Raw genomic sequence first — 14779 nt, forward strand, 5'->3', positions numbered from 1 at the left:
GTGCGACGTACCCAGCAGGACCGTTCCGCCGGCACGAAGGCCGCCCTGGTCGCCGCCGCGCGCGAACTGTTCGCCGCCCGTGGCTACCAGGCCGTGCCGGCCGACGAGATCACCCGCGCCGCCGGGGTGACCCGCGGCGCGCTCTACCACCACTACGCCGACAAGCAGGGCTTGTTCCGCGCCGTCGTCGAGGAACTGGAACGCGAGCTGACCGACGAGGTGCGGGCCGCGTTCGCCACCGGCGCGGACCCGCTGGCCGGCATGCTGCAGGGGCTCGGCGTCTTCCTCGACGCCTGCCTGCGCGAGGAGGTCCGCCGCATTTCCCTCACCGACGCGCCCGCCGTGCTCGGCTGGGACGTCTGGCGCGAGATCGAGGCGGAGTACGGCCTCGGCCTGATCGTCGCCGTGCTGACGCAGGCCAGGGCGGACGGGCTGATCGTGGAAATGCCCGTCCACGCCCTGGCGCAGCTGGTGCTCAGCGCGGTGATGGAGGCCGCGCGGATGATCGCCGCGGCCGACGACCCGGCACGGACGCGCGCCGAAGTCCAGCAGGTCCTCGGCGGGTGGCTCGGGAGCCTCCTGCGGACCTAGCGCTTCCGGTAGGTGCTGAGGATCGCGGGCCCGGCCTGGGCGGTGGCGACCAGGTCGAAGTCCACGGGGGCCGCGACGTCGTCGAAGAGCCGCCGGCCTGCCCCCACGACGCTCGGGAACACCAGGAGGCGGTACTCGCCGACGAGGCCGTGGCGGGCGAGCTCCTGCGCGATCCCGATCGAGCCGATGACGATGACGTCCCGTTCTTCCCGCTCGACCGCTTCGGCGAGATCTCCTCGCAGCAGCACGGAGTTCTGCCACGCGGACACGTCCTGGAGGGTCCGCGACGCGACCAGCTTCGCCGCGGCGTTGAGCCGGTCGGGGAACTCGCCCGAGCGGCCGGGCCAGAGCTTCGCGAACAGCTCCCACGTGGTCCGGCCGAACAGCAGGACGCCGGTGTCGAGCAGGGATCCGAGCCGGAACTTGTCCCCGGCCACCGCCTCCGGCCCGTGCCGGAACGCCCAGCCGCCGCCGGCCGTGCCGCCGGAACCGTCCGGGTCCTCGACGACGCCGTCCAGGGTGGTGAACTCGACGACGATCACGCTCATGATTGCTCCCGGTGCCTGGTCGCCGCGCCCCGGTGGCGCGGCCGCACCGGTACCTACCGGCGGCGGCCGCCGGATTCATCGGCCGCCGCCGGCATCGGGCCCTTTCTACGCCGTGACGAGGGACAGCCCGTAGGTCTGCAGGATCTCGTTGACCGGCTGGAACCACGTCTCCCCGCCGGAGCTGCAGTTGCCCCAGCCCCCGGAGGTGACACCCTGGGCCTGGTCACCGGTGATGAACGAGCCGCCGGAGTCGCCGGGCTCGGCGCAGACGTTGGTCCGGGTCATCTGGTAGACCGCGCCCTGGGCGTAGTTGACCGTCTCGTTCTGGCCCAGCACCGTGCCGCAGTGCCAGTGCGTGGTCGAGCCCGAGCGGCACACCGACGTGCCGACCGGCGCGACCCACGACCCGCGGACGAGCGCGTCGCTCACCGTGCCCCAGCCGAGCACGACCGGCGCGGTCCACCAGCCGTTGCCGATGCGGATGAACGAATAGTCGTTGCCGGGGAAGGAAGATCCGGCGAAGCTGCCCATGGCCGAGCCGTCCCAGCCGACGACCGAGCTGCCCGCGCCGCCGCAGTGCCCGGCACTGACGAACCCGCCCTGCACGGAGAAGCCGATCGAGCAGCGCGTGTTGCCGTTGATGTAGTACGGGTCACCGCCGACGGTGCCGGCCGAGAACGGCTCGGCGGCCGGCGCGGTCGCCACCGTGACCGGGCCGGCCTTCCTCGCCCGGGCGAGGAAGGAGTCGACCTCGGCGCCGTGCGCGCCCGGCCGCAGGGTGACCACGACGCTGCCGGCCCGCGGGTCCACCCGCCAGCCGCTGACGGCGGCCGGGGCGGGGTCCGCCTTCGCCGACGCGTCGATCGCGGCCTTCGCGGCGTCGAGCTTCGCCGCGCTGGTCCGGGCGGTGGTGGGTTCGGCCCCGGCCTGCCGGACGGCGGTGGCCGCGGCCGGATCGGTCACGCCGACGACGAGCTTGCCCAGCGCCGGGTCGAACCACGCGCCGCCGAACGCGGCGCCGGCGGCCCGCTGCGCGGCGGGCAGCACCCGGGAGGCGGACATTTCCTGGGTGAGCCGGGCCGACGCCTGGGCGGCGGTGAGCCCGAGGTCCCGCTGCATGGCGGCGATCAGGCCGGGCGACGCCTGGGCGGCCGCGGGGGTGAGGGAGGCGGAGGCGAGTGACGCGGTGAGGACGGCGGCGCCGCCGAGAGCCAGGGCGATTCTTCGACGCATGGGAACTCCTCCAAGGCCGGGGGAAAGAAACACACCGTCCGCAGAGTGTGCGGTCACGACCCGCACCGGGTCCAGATTTGTCCGGTCTTCTGTCCGGAATTCCACGACGTCCATCCATTGTGGACGTACAAAACATCCTTTGGCACAAGGGTTTTCGCGCGCACGACCGAAGCGCGGACTGGCCGCCAGCCCGCCCGCGCCGTGCCACCAACCCTTCTTCGCGGCGTTGCACAAAGGTCTGAACCAAGTAGAGCACGGCCGCACCGGCGGCGGCCCGAACGGGAGTCTGCCGGGCACCGGACGTGCCCGCTCGTCCCCGTCACGGCGCTCTCCACCCGGGAAGGCGACGCCGGATTCCGGTCACGGCACCGCCCGGCCACCGGGAAAAGTCGGCCGGGCGGTTCCGTGCGCACCCCGCGGCCCGGCGCGGGGGTGCGTCCGAACAGGACGGTCAGTGCGCGAAGGCGTTGAGGAAGCGGTCGCGGAAGGAGTCCATCTTCCAGATCGGCGCCTGCGCGCCCGGGTGGAGGCCGTCCTGCCAGCCCCAGCCGGCGATCCGGTCGAGGACCTTCGGGTCCTTGGCCACGATGGTGATCGGCACGTCGTGCACCGCGCCCTGCGGGGTGACCACCGGCGGCTGGTGGTCACCGAGGAACACCAGGACCGTGTTTTCGTCGCCGTACTGCTTGACGAACGAGATCACCGTCTTCAGGGAGTAGTCGGTCGCGTCGCGGTAGGCCTCGCGGATCTTCTCCGGGTCCTTCCAGACCGACTCCGGCGCTTCGCCCGCCGCGGGCTGGGGGTTGAAGACCGAGCCGTCGCCGACCTGGTTCCAGTCGACCAGCCAGGGCCGCGGCGACCAGGGCGCGTGGCTGGAGACGAGGTCGACCTCCGCCATCACCGGCTGCTTCGCCGCGTTCGCGAGCTCCTTGCGCTGCAGCATCGAGAGCGAGAACTGGTCGGGCATGGTGGCGTAGGCGTAGCCCGGCCCGTGGTACCCGATGGAACGGGCGTCGTAGTAGGCGTCCGGGTGGTAGAACTTCTGCCCCTCCGGCCAGTCCTTGGTGTGCGCGGGCACGTCCCAGACCGTCCGCCAGCCCGCCCGCTGGAACGCCCCGCCGAGGGTCAGCCGGTCGCTGGCGAGCAGGTCGTTGTACCGCTGCTGGTTGTCGATCCACATCCCCGACTGCACGGTCGAGTGCGCCAGCCAGCTGCCGCCGCCGAACGTCGAGGACGACAGGAACGCGCTCTTCGCGCCGATGCCCGCCGCGCGCAGTTCGGCGGTGCCCGCGTCGAGCGTCGGGCCGATCTTCGCCCCGATGACCGGGTCGTCGAGCGCGATCCGCCCGTAGCTCTCCACGAAGGTCAGCACGACGTTCTTGCCGCGCAGCCCGTTCAGCAGCTGCGCGCCCGGGGTGGCCCGGAACGCGTCGTCGGCGGCCACCTCCCCGAACGGCCGCTGGTCCCGCAGGTCGGCGCCGACCTGGCGCAGGTCGCCGTAGGCCAGCGCGGCGGCGCTCTGCGCGGCGACCGGCTGCCCCGGCGCGAGCTCGACGCCGAACACCGAGGAGACGATCCAGACCACGGCGAGGACGGCCACCACCCGCGTCGCGCCGGTCCGCCGTCCCGCGGCGACGCGGCTCAGCCGCAGCATCGCGAGGACCATGAGCACCATGACCGCCACCGCGAGCAGACCGGCACCGATCAGCGCGGCGATCGTGGCCGCGTTCCCGATCTGCCCGGCCAGGAACTCGACGCCGGCGTGGAAGAAGCTCCAGTCGTAGATCGGGTCGAACGGCTTCTCGAGGGTGGCGTAGAAGCCGGTGTCGAGCGCCTTCATCAGGGTGAGCAGCCCGAGCCCCAGCCCGGCGAGCACGGCGGCGACGCGGCGCGGCCGCGGCGGCAGGACCAGCAGGAACGCACCGATGACGAGCCCCTCGACGGGCACGCGCACGAGCGCCGCGGCGGAGAACGAGCTGAGGTCGTCCGGGGCGAGGAGCCCGAACAGCACGAGCAGGGCGGCCAGCGCGGTGAGAACCCGGCTCGCGACGACGTGGCGCCGCCGTCCGGGCCGGGGCAGCCCGAAGTCGGGCAGGGCCGCCCCCGGGACCGGGGTGCGGTGGCGGGCGCGCCGCCCCAGCGGCAGACCGATGTTTCCAACCATGGCGAGCCTCACGTCGTGGTGCACGGTGGTGACCGCCGGCCCGTGCGGCGGGGCGGCGATCGTCACCGGATATACGAGCCGGGGTGGCGCACGGTTCACGCGCCGCCCCGGATCTCGACGTACCGGCCTGGGTTGCTCGCCACCAGCAGGCTCACGCCCGTACCGACCGGCCCCGCCCGCGAGAGGAATCACCGGTACCCGGACCCACCCGCGGCAAACCCCGGCACACCGCCTTTCACCCGCGCCGACCCCGGAAATCCCCGGTACAGGGGACGGAGCGTTGCGGGCCCGCGTCCCCGGTGTTCTCCTCGGGGAGTCCGAAGATCGGATCACCGATGGAGGCCCACGATGAATCTGTTCGACAAGGCGAAGGAAGCGCTCGGGAAGCACCCCGACCAGGCCGACCAGGGCGTCGACAAGGCCGCCGAGGCGGCCAAGCAGCGCTTCGGCGACCACGCCGACAAGATCGACCAGGGCTCGGACAAGGTGAAGGACTACCTGCACAAGCAGGGCGGCGGGCAGCAGGAGGCGCCCCCGCAGTGAGCCCGGCCCGGTGCGCGCCCAGTCGTCCGGGGGAAGCACGCTTCGCTTCCCCCGCGGCTGGGTACCACCGGCTCCGTGGTCGCCACCTATCTCGTCCCCGTCCGGACTGCCCTGCTCCTCTTCCCGCTCCTCGTGCTGGCCGTCATGCTCCCGGCCGCCTTCGTCAGCTACCGCCGCCGCGGCCGCGCCGGCGGCTGGCCGACGTTCGTCTTCTACACCTTCCTGTTCTACCTGCTGGCGATCGCGACGCAGACGGTCCTGCCGCTGCCGGCCGACCCGGCGTACTGCGCGGGTCACACCTACGCGAGTTCCCCGCAGTTGCGGCCGTTCTACTTCGTCGAGGTGGTCTCCCAGCGGGCCCGCGGCCACTGGAGCCCCGGGGCGCTGCTGCACAACCCGGCGGTCTGGACCACCGCGCTCAACGTCGTGATGCTGGCGCCCCTCGGGTTCTACGTCCGGTACGCCCAGCGGATGCGGCTGGTGCCCGCCGCCCTGATCGGCTTCGGCGTGTCGCTGTTCTTCGAACTGACGCAGCTGACCGGCCTGTGGTTCCTCTTCCCGTGCCCGTACCGGCTCTTCAGCGTCGACGACCTGATCCTCAACACCGCGGGTGTGGTCGTCGGCTGGCTGCTGGCCGGCCCGCTCGGGCGCCTGCTGCCCTCGGCCGAACCCGAGCACGACCGGCGCTACGCCGCCAGGGTCACCTTCACCCGGCGGCTGTTCGCGCTGGCCACCGACCTGCTCGGGTTCGCCGCGCTGCTCGGGTTCCTCTTCGGCCTGCTGACGCTGTTCGGCGAGGACCTGCGCCACCGTGACACGCCGGTCGTCATCCTCGCCCTCGTGTGGTTCGTGGTGCTCCCCGCCGTGACCGGGTCGACGCCCGGGAAGCGGGCGATGCTCCTGCGGGTGACGCGCCGCGGCGCCCGCCGGGCCGGGCCGATCGCGCTGCTGGTCCGCAACGGCGTCCTGCTCTCGCCGCTGTGGCTGACCTGGCTGCTGCTGGACCTGGACCGCTGGGACCTGGGCCACCACCCGGAGCAGCTGCTGCTGCCGGTCGCGCTGGCCGCGTCGGTGTTCGTCGTGGGGGTCTGGACGCCGCTGGCGGTGCTGCTCGACAACGAGCACCGGGCGCCCTACGAGCGGCTGACCCGCACCGTGAACGTCGCGGTCGTGCCGCCGGCCGCCGCGGAACCGGTGCCGGCGCCCGCCCCGCCGCAAGAAGTCCTTAAAGGACAGTGACGGGACACGGTGCTGCCCGGGGCCGGCAGCGCTGGTAGATTGCCCCCGGAAGGGGTTGAGCCGCCACCCCGGGTCCGGTTCCCCATCCTGGAGTAGTCGATGAGCACCGACGCAGCGCGGCTCCGGCAGCGTTCCTCGGGTGACGGCTGGTCACTCGAAGCCCACGACGCTTCGGGCGTGCGCGTCGACACCCTGCGCGGTGAGTTCGACTTCGCGGTCTCGGCGAAGCCGGCGGATCTGCTCCCGGCCGGACCCGGCCCCGCACGGATCGTCGTGGACATGGCCGAGGTCGGGTACTGCGACTCCAGCTGCCTGCAGGTCCTGCTGCGGCCGGCCCGCGGGCTGCGCGCGGCGGGCGGCCGGTTCGCCGTCGTGTCGGCCGCGCCGGCCGTGACCCGGCCCATCGCCCTGCTCGGCCTCGGCGACATCATGCCCGTGTATCCCGCTCTCGAAGCGGCCGAAGCTTCCTGGGGCGCGACATGACGACCTCGGACACCCGTGTCGGCGAGCCCGGTTTCGGGCATGAAGAAGGGGAGAGCCTCCCCGTGGAGGCCGGCGCGGCGAAGGAGGCGGACGTGAAACTCCGATTTGTCCGGCACGAACTCGGCATCTCCCCCGAGCTTTCCGAACTCGCGCGGGTCCGCCACTGGGTCCGGACGGTCCTGCGCGGCTTCCCGGCGCAGTTCGTCGGCACGGCGGTCATGGTGGTGGACGAACTGACGTCGAACGCGCTGCGCCACGGCCGTGCGCCCTACTACGTCCGCCTGCTGCCCGGCGCCGCCAAGCTGCGGATCGAGGTCGACGACGGCGGGAGCGAGGCCGCTCGCCGCCGGGCGCCGTCCGACCACGGCGGGCGGGGGCTCCTGCTGGTCGAACGCTGCGCCGCGGCCTGGGGCCAGCTGCGCCGGCCCAGCGGCAAGACCTTGTGGGCGGAACTGGCCACCGACCCGGATCCGGCGGGTGCGCGTGGCTGATCCGGCGCCCACCGCGCCCGCCGTCGCGATCGACGGCACCGGGGGCTGGGCGGCCGCACCGGCCGCAGCCGTGGTGATCGACCGTTCCGGCACGATCCGGGCGCTCAACGAGGCCGCCAACCGGCTGTTTCCCGACGCCGGCGCCGGCGTCCCCGCGGCGGGCGCGGTGGCGGACTGGCTGGCCACCGCCCACGACCGCGGCTCGGACGAGGTCGTCCGCGGCGAGGTCGGCGAGCGGGCCTTCGCCGCGCACCCGGTACCCCACGGCGAGGCCGTGACCTGGTGGCTCGTCGAGGAGACCGACGTCCGCTCGGCGCGCGAGGCACTGGCCCGCGAGCGGGAACGCACCACGTTCCTCAGCGACGCCTGGGTGCTGCCGGAGGGCTTCGGCCCGGTCGGCTCCATCGTCGTGACGCCGCTGCCCGGCCACGGCGTCCCCGCCGGTGCCCTGGTCCTGCTGCGCCGCGGCGACCGGGCGTCGTTCACCGACCAGGAAGAACTGTTCGCCCGGCTGTTCGCGGCGCGAGCGGGGGCGGCCATGTCGGCGGCTCGGGTGTTCGCGCTGCAGGCGTCGATCACGACACGCTGATGCGCGAAGTGCTCCCGCCGACCCTCGAACAGCTCGGCGACGTCGAGTTCGCCGGCCGCTACCGCCCGGCCCGCGACGGCGAGCGGATCGGCGGCGACTTCTACGACGTCCATTCGGCGATCACCGCCGAGGGCGAGGAGTCCCTCGCCGTGCTCGGCGACGTCTGCGGCAAGGGCCTCGACGCGGCGGTGCTGACCGGCAAGATCCGCACCACCCTGCGGGCGCTGCTGCCGATGGCCGGCGACCACCACCGGCTGCTCGACCTGCTGAACCGCACGCTCGGCGACAACGCCGACGCCCGGTACGTCACCCTCGTGCTGGCCTCCGCACGGCGCGAAGGCGCCACCGTCCGGCTGCGGGTGACCTGCGCGGGGCACCCGCCGCCGCTGATCGTGCGGGCCGGCGGCCGGGTCGAGGAGGCCGACACCCAGGGCAGCCTGATCGGGGTGCTGCCCGAGATCGAGTCGGTGAGCGCGGACGTCACGCTGGCGCCCGGGGAGACCTGCCTGCTCTACACCGACGGGATCATCGAGGCGAAGGGCGGCCCGCTCGGCGACGCCATGTTCGGCGAAGACCGGCTGAAGCAGGCCGTGGCCGAGTGCGCGAACATGCCGGCCGACGCCGTCGTCGAGCGCGTGCAGATGCTCGCCTCGCAGTGGATCGGGCGCGGCACCCACGACGACATGGCCGTGCTGGCGATCACCGCGCCGCGCGGGCAGCACCTGGCCGCGGTCGGCGGCCATGGCCGCGGGAGGTACACCGCATGAGCACCGCCCCCGCACCACCGCGGTGGCCGAACACGCCGAACGGCTCTGGGACGCCGTCACGGCCGGCGACGAATACGCGGCGGGCGACGTCGTGGTCCGGGCCCTCGGCGACGGGACCGACCCGGAGACCGTGCTGCTCGACGTGATCGCCGCGGTGCAGCGGCGGGTCGGCCGGGAGTGGGCGGCGAACCGCCTCACCGTCGCCCGGGAGCACGCGGCGACCGCGATCAACGACCGCGTCCTCGCCACCTTCGGCTACGTGCTCGGCCGTCCCGAGCCGCACCTCGGCCGGATCACCGTCGCCTGCGTCGACGGGGAGTGGCACGCGATGCCGGCCCGGCTGCTGTCCGAGGTGCTGCGGCTGCGCGGGTTCGGAGTCGACTACCTCGGCGCGCAGGTGCCCGCCCCGCACCTGGTCGCCCACCTGCACCGGACCGGCCCGGACGCGGTGGCGCTGTCCGGTTCGCTCGCGACCCGGCTGTCGACGGCGCACGCGACGATCACGGCGTGCCAGGCGGCCGCGACCCCGGTCATCGCGAGCGGCGCCGCCTTCGGGCCCGACGGCCGGTACGCCCGGCTGCTGGGTGCCGAAGCGTGGGCCCCGGACGCGCGGGCGGCCGCCGACCGGCTGGCCGAGCCGCTCCCCCGGCCGCACAGTGCCCATCAACCGCACAGTGCCCATCAACCGCACAGTGCCCATCAACCGCACAGTGCCCACCTGCCGCTCGACGACCTGCCGCACCTGGCCGACCAGGAGTACACCCTGGTCACCCGCAGCTCGGGCCGGCTCGTGAAGACCGTGCTGGCCGGCTTGGAGGAGCGGCTCCCGGCCATGCGGGCCTACACCGACCTGCAGCGCCAGTACACGGCCGAGGATCTCGCGCACATCGTCGAGTACCTGGCCACCGCCCTCTACGTCGGCGACGGCGAGCTGTTCACCGGGTTCCTGAGCTGGACGGCCGGGATCCTCACCGCGCGCGGTGTCCCGGCGGCCTCGCTCGTGCCGGCGCTCGAAGCGGAGCTGCGCGACTTCCCGCGGGCCACCGGCTTGCTCCGCACCGCACGAACGCACCTGGCGGGGCCGGCCGCCGGATCGGAGCGGCCGGCATGACCCCCACCGGGCTGACCTGCACGTGGACCCCCTCGGACGAGGGCACGGCCCACGTGTCCGTCGCGGGCGACCTCGAGTTCGCGACGACGGGCAAGCTCCTGCGGCTGGTCACCGACCGGTTGGCCGGCCACCCCGGCGTCCGCGAGGTGCGCTTGGACTGCGGCGAAATCGGCTTCTGCGACTCGTCCGCGCTGTCGGAGCTGATGAAGGTCCTCCGCATCGTCACCGACGCGGGGGCCCGGCTGCACCTGGACAACCGGCAGCCCGCCCTGGAGCGGCTGCTCACCCGCACCGGCACGGCCGCATACGTCACCGGCGAAGCCGCGGACTCCCGCGCCCGGCGCGACTCCTAGGCCCGGAGCCGGTCCAGTTCCCACGGGTCGTGCGCGCTGAACACCGTCACCTCGTCCCCGTGCCGCCGGACGAGTTCGCGCAGCCGGGCCTGCGTGCCCAACCGCAGGTCGTGGTGGATTTCCGAGCGGGTCTGGACGACGTCGAGGACCGGGTGCGGCTCCGGGTCGGCGGCGAGTTCGCGGTGGTAGTAGTACGCGTCGCCGCAGTGCAGCAGCCAGCGGGTGCCGTCGTGCACCGCGACCCCGGCGTGGCCCGCGGTGTGCCCGCCGAGCGGGACGAGCCGGATGTCCGCCGCCGGCCCGGTCAGCGGCGCGGACGCGAAGCCGAACCAGTCGTCGCCGGACGGCTCGGCGTAGGTCTCCCACCGCGGGCCGTGCGCCCAGTGCGCCGGCCGGTACCGGAAGCTCGGCGCTTCGGCGAGGGCCGCGTCGAGTTCCGCGGCGAAGACGTGGACCCGGGCGTCCGGGAAGTCGGGCAGGCCGCCGCAGTGGTCGACGTCGAGGTGGGTGACGACGACGTGCCGCACGTCCTCCGGCGCGAAACCCAGCCGGGCGACCTGCCGGACGGCCGTCTCGTCTTCGGCGAGCAGCGGCTGGGCCATGGCGACCCAGTCGGCGCCCAGGGTGGCGCCCGGGTCGCGGACGTCGTCGAGGCCGAGGCCGGTTTCGACGAGCACGAGCCCGTCGTGCTCGGTCTCGGCGAGCAGGCAGTGGTTGACCGCGTGCGCGGCCGGCAGTCCGGGGGCTTCGATCTGCCGCACGGACCCGCAGTTGAGGTGGTGGATCTTCATGCCGTCATCGTCGGACTTGAACTACGCTTCAAGTCAAGGAGGCCACGATGACCCTGCTCGACATCGCCGAAGTCGCCGAAAAGTCCGGACTGGCCCCGTCGGCCCTGCGGTTCTACGAAAAGCGCGGGCTGGTCGAACCGGCCGGCCGCAACGGCCTGCGGCGCACGTACCACCCCGACGTCCTGCGGCGCCTCGATCTGGTGGCCTGCGCGCGCGGCGCGGGGTTCACGATCGCCGAGATCGCCCGGTTCCTCGTGGCCACACCGAGCGACGACGCCCTGCGCGAGCGGATGGCGCAGAAGGCGGCGGAGCTGGAGGAGACGATCGACCGGCTGTCGCGCATGCGCGACAGCCTCCGCCACGCGGCGACCTGCGACCACGCGCCGCTGGTCGAATGCCCGCACTTCAAGGCGGCGATCGCCTAGCCCCGCCGGCACTTGCCCGAAGGGGCGGCGATCTCTGCGCCCGCCCCTTCCCGGCCGCGTGTTCCCCCTGATGGTCCCGGCTGGGATACCGGAGGTGACGGCCGAAGGGGCGGGGCGATGGACCACAGCGAACGAGCACAGGAGCAGCAGGCTGCCCGGCACCACGCGACCCCACCGGCCCGGACGGCCGATCTCCGCGGTCCGGAGCAGCTGCTCCTCGCACTACAGGCGCACGCCGGTAACCGGGCGGTCCAGCGTATCGTCGCCGGAAGCGGGCCACCACGCACTCCCGTCGTGCAACGGGTGACCGGGCTGGCCGCCGACGTCGGTGGATTCGTCGGTGATCTGTCCGGAGTTTTCGAGCAGTGGACAGCTCCGGGTGCCACCCTCGAGACCCGCAAAAAAGCCCTCGCTGCCGTCATCAACAATAAACTCGATCAGCTGAAGGTGCCGAAAATCAGCCTGCTTCCCGGGCTGACCGGGACCGGCGGCAGTGTCCACGGCAATTTCAAGCCGAACGTGTGGATCATGGACATATCGACCGATTTGCTCAACCAGCTCGCCCTGGATGTGACACAACGCGCCGAGCTCGCGGACACGGTGATTCACGAAAGCAGGCATGCCGAGCAATTCTTTCGGGTAGCGCGGCTACTCTGCGTCAGAGAGCGCGAGTCCGACGCAGGCAAGAAAAAGAGCGCGAGACGGGACAGCAAAACGATCGCCGCCGCGGTGGCGGCGCGACTGGACATGAACGTGAGCGTGGTGACAGACGCCCAGCAGCAGGGCGGCGAACTCAGCCACGAGGAAGCGACGGAGGCAGCCAGTTGGTCACAGTCCATTCCCCTGAACGCCGCGGTTCATGCCGAACTGAAAAAGAAAAAACAAGCGTGGCAACTCTGGCGACAGGACTTCGTGAAATATCAGCAAGACTGGAAGTCCGCCCCGAAGCGGGGGGATATGCCGGACACGCCGGTGGAAGTTGACCTATTCCGGGATCGATTGAAAGCGTTGAAGGCGCGCTGCGAGTTGACCTTCGCGCAGTACCGACAAGCTTATCGCTTGTACCAGGCCGGACTGACGTTCGAGGCTGACGCGTGGCAAACCGGTCAGGCCGCGCACACCGCCGTGGCCGGAACGAATCCCCCGGACCTGGACACGAAACTGGCCGGCCTCCGGGCCTCCTCGGACGCCATCTTCCTATACTGCGAAACGCAGCTCTACACCGCGCCACCTCTGCCCTACCGCGACCCGCTGCCCGTCCAGCCACTGCAAATGGTCCAGCGTCACGCGATACCCCCCGAGCTCGAGCAGCTGCCGGAGGGCATCGAGCCGATCACCTGACCTACCTCTCCCGGCGCGCCGGCTTCGACGGCCACCAGATGCGCCGCCCGACGTCGACGGTCAGCGCGGGCACCAGCAGCGACCGCACCAGCAGGGTGTCCAACAGGACCCCGAACGCGACGATGAACGCGATCTGGGCCAGGAACAGGATCGGGATCACCGCGAGCGCCGAAAACGTCGCCGCCAGCACCACGCCGGCCGAGGTGATCACCCCGCCCGTCAGCGACAACCCGCGCAACGTCCCGGCGCGGGTGCCCCTCGCCAGGGCCTCCTCCCGCACGCGGGTCATCAGGAAGATGTTGTAGTCGATCCCCAGCGCCACCAGGAACACGAACCCGAACAGCGGCACCACCGGGTCCGCGCCCGGGAAGCCGAGGACGTGGTTGAACACCAGCGCCGACACGCCCATCGTCGCCGCGAAGGACAGCACCACCGTCGCGATCAGCAGCAGCGGGGCCAGCAACGACCGCAACAGCAGCGCCAGGACCAGGAAGATCACCAGCAGCACGATCGGGATGATCAGCGCGCGGTCACGCTTCGACGTCTGCTGCGTGTCCAGCTGGATCGCGGTCGGGCCGCCCACCTCGGCGTTCGCCTCCGGTACCGCGTGCACCGCGTCGCGCAGGCGTCCGACCGTCGCGACCGCCGCCTCCGAGTCCGCCGGGTCCGTCAGCACCGAGAGGATCTCGACGCGGCCGCCGACCTCCTTGGGACGGCCGTCGGGGCCCGGCACCGGGAACGACTGGGCCACTCCGTCCGTTGTGGACGCCTTCAGGACCGCGGGCAGCGCGCCCGCGTCGGCGATCGTGATCGCGGGTGCGCCGAGCCCGCCCGGGAAGTGGCGGCCGAGGATCTCCTGGCCCGTCCCCGATTCGACCTCGGTCAGGAACACATCCGACTGGGCGGTGCCGGACGCCTTGAGCTGCGGCAGGAACGCGACGCCGATCCCCAGCACCAGGGCCGTGACCACCCAGACCGTGCGCGGCCGGCGGCCGACCAGGCGCGCCACCCGGCCCCAGATCCCGGACGTCTCCGGGTGCGGCGAGCCCAGTGCCGGCTTGAACGGCCAGAACGCGCCGCGGCCGCACAGCGCCAGCACCGCCGGCAGGAACGTGGTGGACGCCAGCAGCGCGGCGCCGATGCCGATCGCCGCGACCGGGCCGAGGCCCTTGTTGGAGTTGAGGTCGCTGAACAGCAGGCACAGCACGCCGAGCACGACGGTGCCCGCCGAAGCCGCGATCGGTTCGAGCGTCGCGCGCCAGGCGAGCTTCAAGGCGTCGAACCGGCTCGGCGTGTCGCGCAGCTGCTCGCGGAACCGCGCGACCAGCAGGAGCGCGTAGTCGGTCGCCGCGCCGAACACGAGAATCGAGAGAATGCCCTGGCTCTGGCCGTTGAGCGCGAGGACGTCGTGCTTCGCCAGCAGGTAGACGACGAGGCTGGCGAGGCCGAGGGCGAACACGGCCGACAGCAGCACCAGGAACGGCAGCAGCGGGCTGCGGTAGACCGCGACGAGGATCAGCGCGACCACGCCGCCGGCGACGAGCAGCAGGATGCCGTCGATGCCGCCGAAGGCCTTGACCAGGTCGGCGATCTGCCCGGCCGGCCCGGTGACGAGCACGGTGAGGCCGTCCGGCGCGCCGCCGAGGCGCGCCCGGACCTCCTTGACGACGTCGGCGGGGTTGCCGTCGGCGAAGATCGGCACGGCGAGCTGCGCGGCCTGGTCGTCCCGCGGTGCCCGCTCCGGCTTGCCCAGCGGGCCGGCCACTCCGGGGACCCGGCCCAGTTCCTGCGCCTTGGCCTCGAGGAACTGCCGGTCCGCGCCGGTCAGGCCGCTCGCCCGCTCGGCGACGACGGTCGCCGGCAGCACCTGGCGCGGGCTGAACGCCTTCTGCTCGTCGGCGACCTCGGTGGCTTCGGCCGAGCGCGGCAGGAAGGCGGCGTTGTCGTTCTTCGCGACCTCGCTGAGCTTGCCGGCGAACGGGCCGCCGAACCCGCCCAGGCCGAGCCAGGCGACCACCAGGAGGGCCGGCATCAGCCAGCGGAGGCGGCGCGGGTTCTCGTTCATGGTCGCTAAAGTCCTTTCGAGCGCGAACACGCCCAATTGTTCAGC

General features: G+C 72.7%; 16 protein-coding genes. 11 read left to right on the forward strand and 5 right to left on the reverse strand.

What is annotated here, in order from left to right; translation table 11 throughout:
- On the forward strand, positions 1-591 hold the full coding sequence (locus ACFVYA_RS26900; RefSeq protein WP_387048863.1) for a TetR/AcrR family transcriptional regulator: 591 nt from the start codon (positions 1-3) through the stop codon (positions 589-591).
- Here the strand turns inward: ACFVYA_RS26900 and ACFVYA_RS26905 are convergent.
- The 3 genes from ACFVYA_RS26905 to ACFVYA_RS26915 form a co-directional block, all read right to left on the reverse strand.
- Entirely contained in the window at positions 588-1139 is a 552-nt protein-coding gene (locus tag ACFVYA_RS26905) for a dihydrofolate reductase family protein (protein WP_285992294.1), read from the reverse strand. The genes ACFVYA_RS26900 and ACFVYA_RS26905 overlap by 4 nt on opposite strands.
- Before the next feature lie 105 nt (positions 1140-1244).
- Positions 1245-2372 carry a S1 family peptidase gene (locus ACFVYA_RS26910; protein ID WP_387048865.1) on the reverse strand — a complete coding sequence of 376 codons (1128 nt, stop codon included), beginning with the start codon at positions 2370-2372 and terminating at the stop codon, positions 1245-1247.
- 451 nt (positions 2373-2823) lie between these two features.
- Positions 2824-4536: a sulfatase-like hydrolase/transferase gene (locus ACFVYA_RS26915; protein WP_387048866.1), complete on the reverse strand. Its 1713-nt coding sequence runs from the start codon at positions 4534-4536 to the stop codon at positions 2824-2826.
- Positions 4537-4884: 348 nt separating this feature from the next.
- Between ACFVYA_RS26915 and ACFVYA_RS26920 the strand changes: the two genes are divergently transcribed.
- From ACFVYA_RS26920 to ACFVYA_RS26955, 8 genes are all read left to right on the forward strand, one after another.
- Entirely contained in the window at positions 4885-5079 is a 195-nt protein-coding gene (locus tag ACFVYA_RS26920) for an antitoxin (RefSeq protein WP_387048868.1), read from the forward strand.
- A 75-nt stretch (positions 5080-5154) separates the two neighbouring features.
- Positions 5155-6318 carry a VanZ family protein gene (locus ACFVYA_RS26925; RefSeq protein ID WP_387048869.1) on the forward strand — a complete coding sequence of 388 codons (1164 nt, stop codon included), beginning with the start codon at positions 5155-5157 and terminating at the stop codon, positions 6316-6318.
- Between the two features lie 99 nt (positions 6319-6417).
- A complete protein-coding gene (locus ACFVYA_RS26930; RefSeq protein ID WP_387048871.1) occupies positions 6418-6801 on the forward strand; it encodes an STAS domain-containing protein in 384 nt (127 codons plus the stop codon).
- A 92-nt stretch (positions 6802-6893) separates the two neighbouring features.
- Positions 6894-7292 carry an ATP-binding protein gene (locus tag ACFVYA_RS26935; RefSeq protein ID WP_285992300.1) on the forward strand — a complete coding sequence of 133 codons (399 nt, stop codon included), beginning with the start codon at positions 6894-6896 and terminating at the stop codon, positions 7290-7292.
- The gene (locus tag ACFVYA_RS26940) at positions 7285-7881 is read left to right on the forward strand and encodes a hypothetical protein (protein ID WP_387048873.1); all 597 of its coding nucleotides are present in this window, start codon (positions 7285-7287) and stop codon (positions 7879-7881) included. Before ACFVYA_RS26935 ends, ACFVYA_RS26940 begins: the two co-directional genes overlap by 8 nt.
- Complete coding sequence (locus ACFVYA_RS26945) at positions 7881-8648, forward strand: PP2C family protein-serine/threonine phosphatase (RefSeq protein ID WP_387048874.1); 768 nt, start codon at positions 7881-7883, stop codon at positions 8646-8648. Before ACFVYA_RS26940 ends, ACFVYA_RS26945 begins: the two co-directional genes overlap by 1 nt.
- Positions 8623-9759 carry a B12-binding domain-containing protein gene (locus ACFVYA_RS26950; RefSeq protein ID WP_387048875.1) on the forward strand — a complete coding sequence of 379 codons (1137 nt, stop codon included), beginning with the start codon at positions 8623-8625 and terminating at the stop codon, positions 9757-9759. Before ACFVYA_RS26945 ends, ACFVYA_RS26950 begins: the two co-directional genes overlap by 26 nt.
- A complete protein-coding gene (locus ACFVYA_RS26955; RefSeq protein ID WP_387048876.1) occupies positions 9756-10112 on the forward strand; it encodes an STAS domain-containing protein in 357 nt (118 codons plus the stop codon). Before ACFVYA_RS26950 ends, ACFVYA_RS26955 begins: the two co-directional genes overlap by 4 nt.
- Here ACFVYA_RS26955 and ACFVYA_RS26960 read toward each other — a convergent pair.
- Positions 10109-10903, reverse strand: coding sequence for an MBL fold metallo-hydrolase (locus ACFVYA_RS26960; protein WP_387048878.1), 795 nt, complete (start codon positions 10901-10903; stop codon positions 10109-10111). The two genes, ACFVYA_RS26955 and ACFVYA_RS26960, sit on opposite strands and share 4 nt — an antisense overlap.
- A gap of 47 nt (positions 10904-10950) precedes the next feature.
- Here ACFVYA_RS26960 and ACFVYA_RS26965 point away from each other — a divergent pair, with 47 nt between their 5' ends.
- Together ACFVYA_RS26965 and ACFVYA_RS26970 are read left to right on the forward strand one after the other, a co-directional pair.
- Positions 10951-11328 carry a MerR family transcriptional regulator gene (locus ACFVYA_RS26965; protein ID WP_285992304.1) on the forward strand — a complete coding sequence of 126 codons (378 nt, stop codon included), beginning with the start codon at positions 10951-10953 and terminating at the stop codon, positions 11326-11328.
- A gap of 117 nt (positions 11329-11445) precedes the next feature.
- Positions 11446-12669: a hypothetical protein gene (locus ACFVYA_RS26970; RefSeq protein WP_387048879.1), complete on the forward strand. Its 1224-nt coding sequence runs from the start codon at positions 11446-11448 to the stop codon at positions 12667-12669.
- Position 12670: 1 nt separating this feature from the next.
- Here the strand turns inward: ACFVYA_RS26970 and ACFVYA_RS26975 are convergent, their stop codons facing one another.
- Positions 12671-14734, reverse strand: coding sequence for an MMPL family transporter (locus tag ACFVYA_RS26975; protein ID WP_387048881.1), 2064 nt, complete (start codon positions 14732-14734; stop codon positions 12671-12673).
- Positions 14735-14779: the final 45 nt, after the last annotated feature.

Origin of the sequence: Amycolatopsis sp. NPDC058278, assembly GCF_042881395.1 — a bacterium.
Classification (GTDB): Bacteria; Actinomycetota; Actinomycetes; order Mycobacteriales; family Pseudonocardiaceae; genus Amycolatopsis.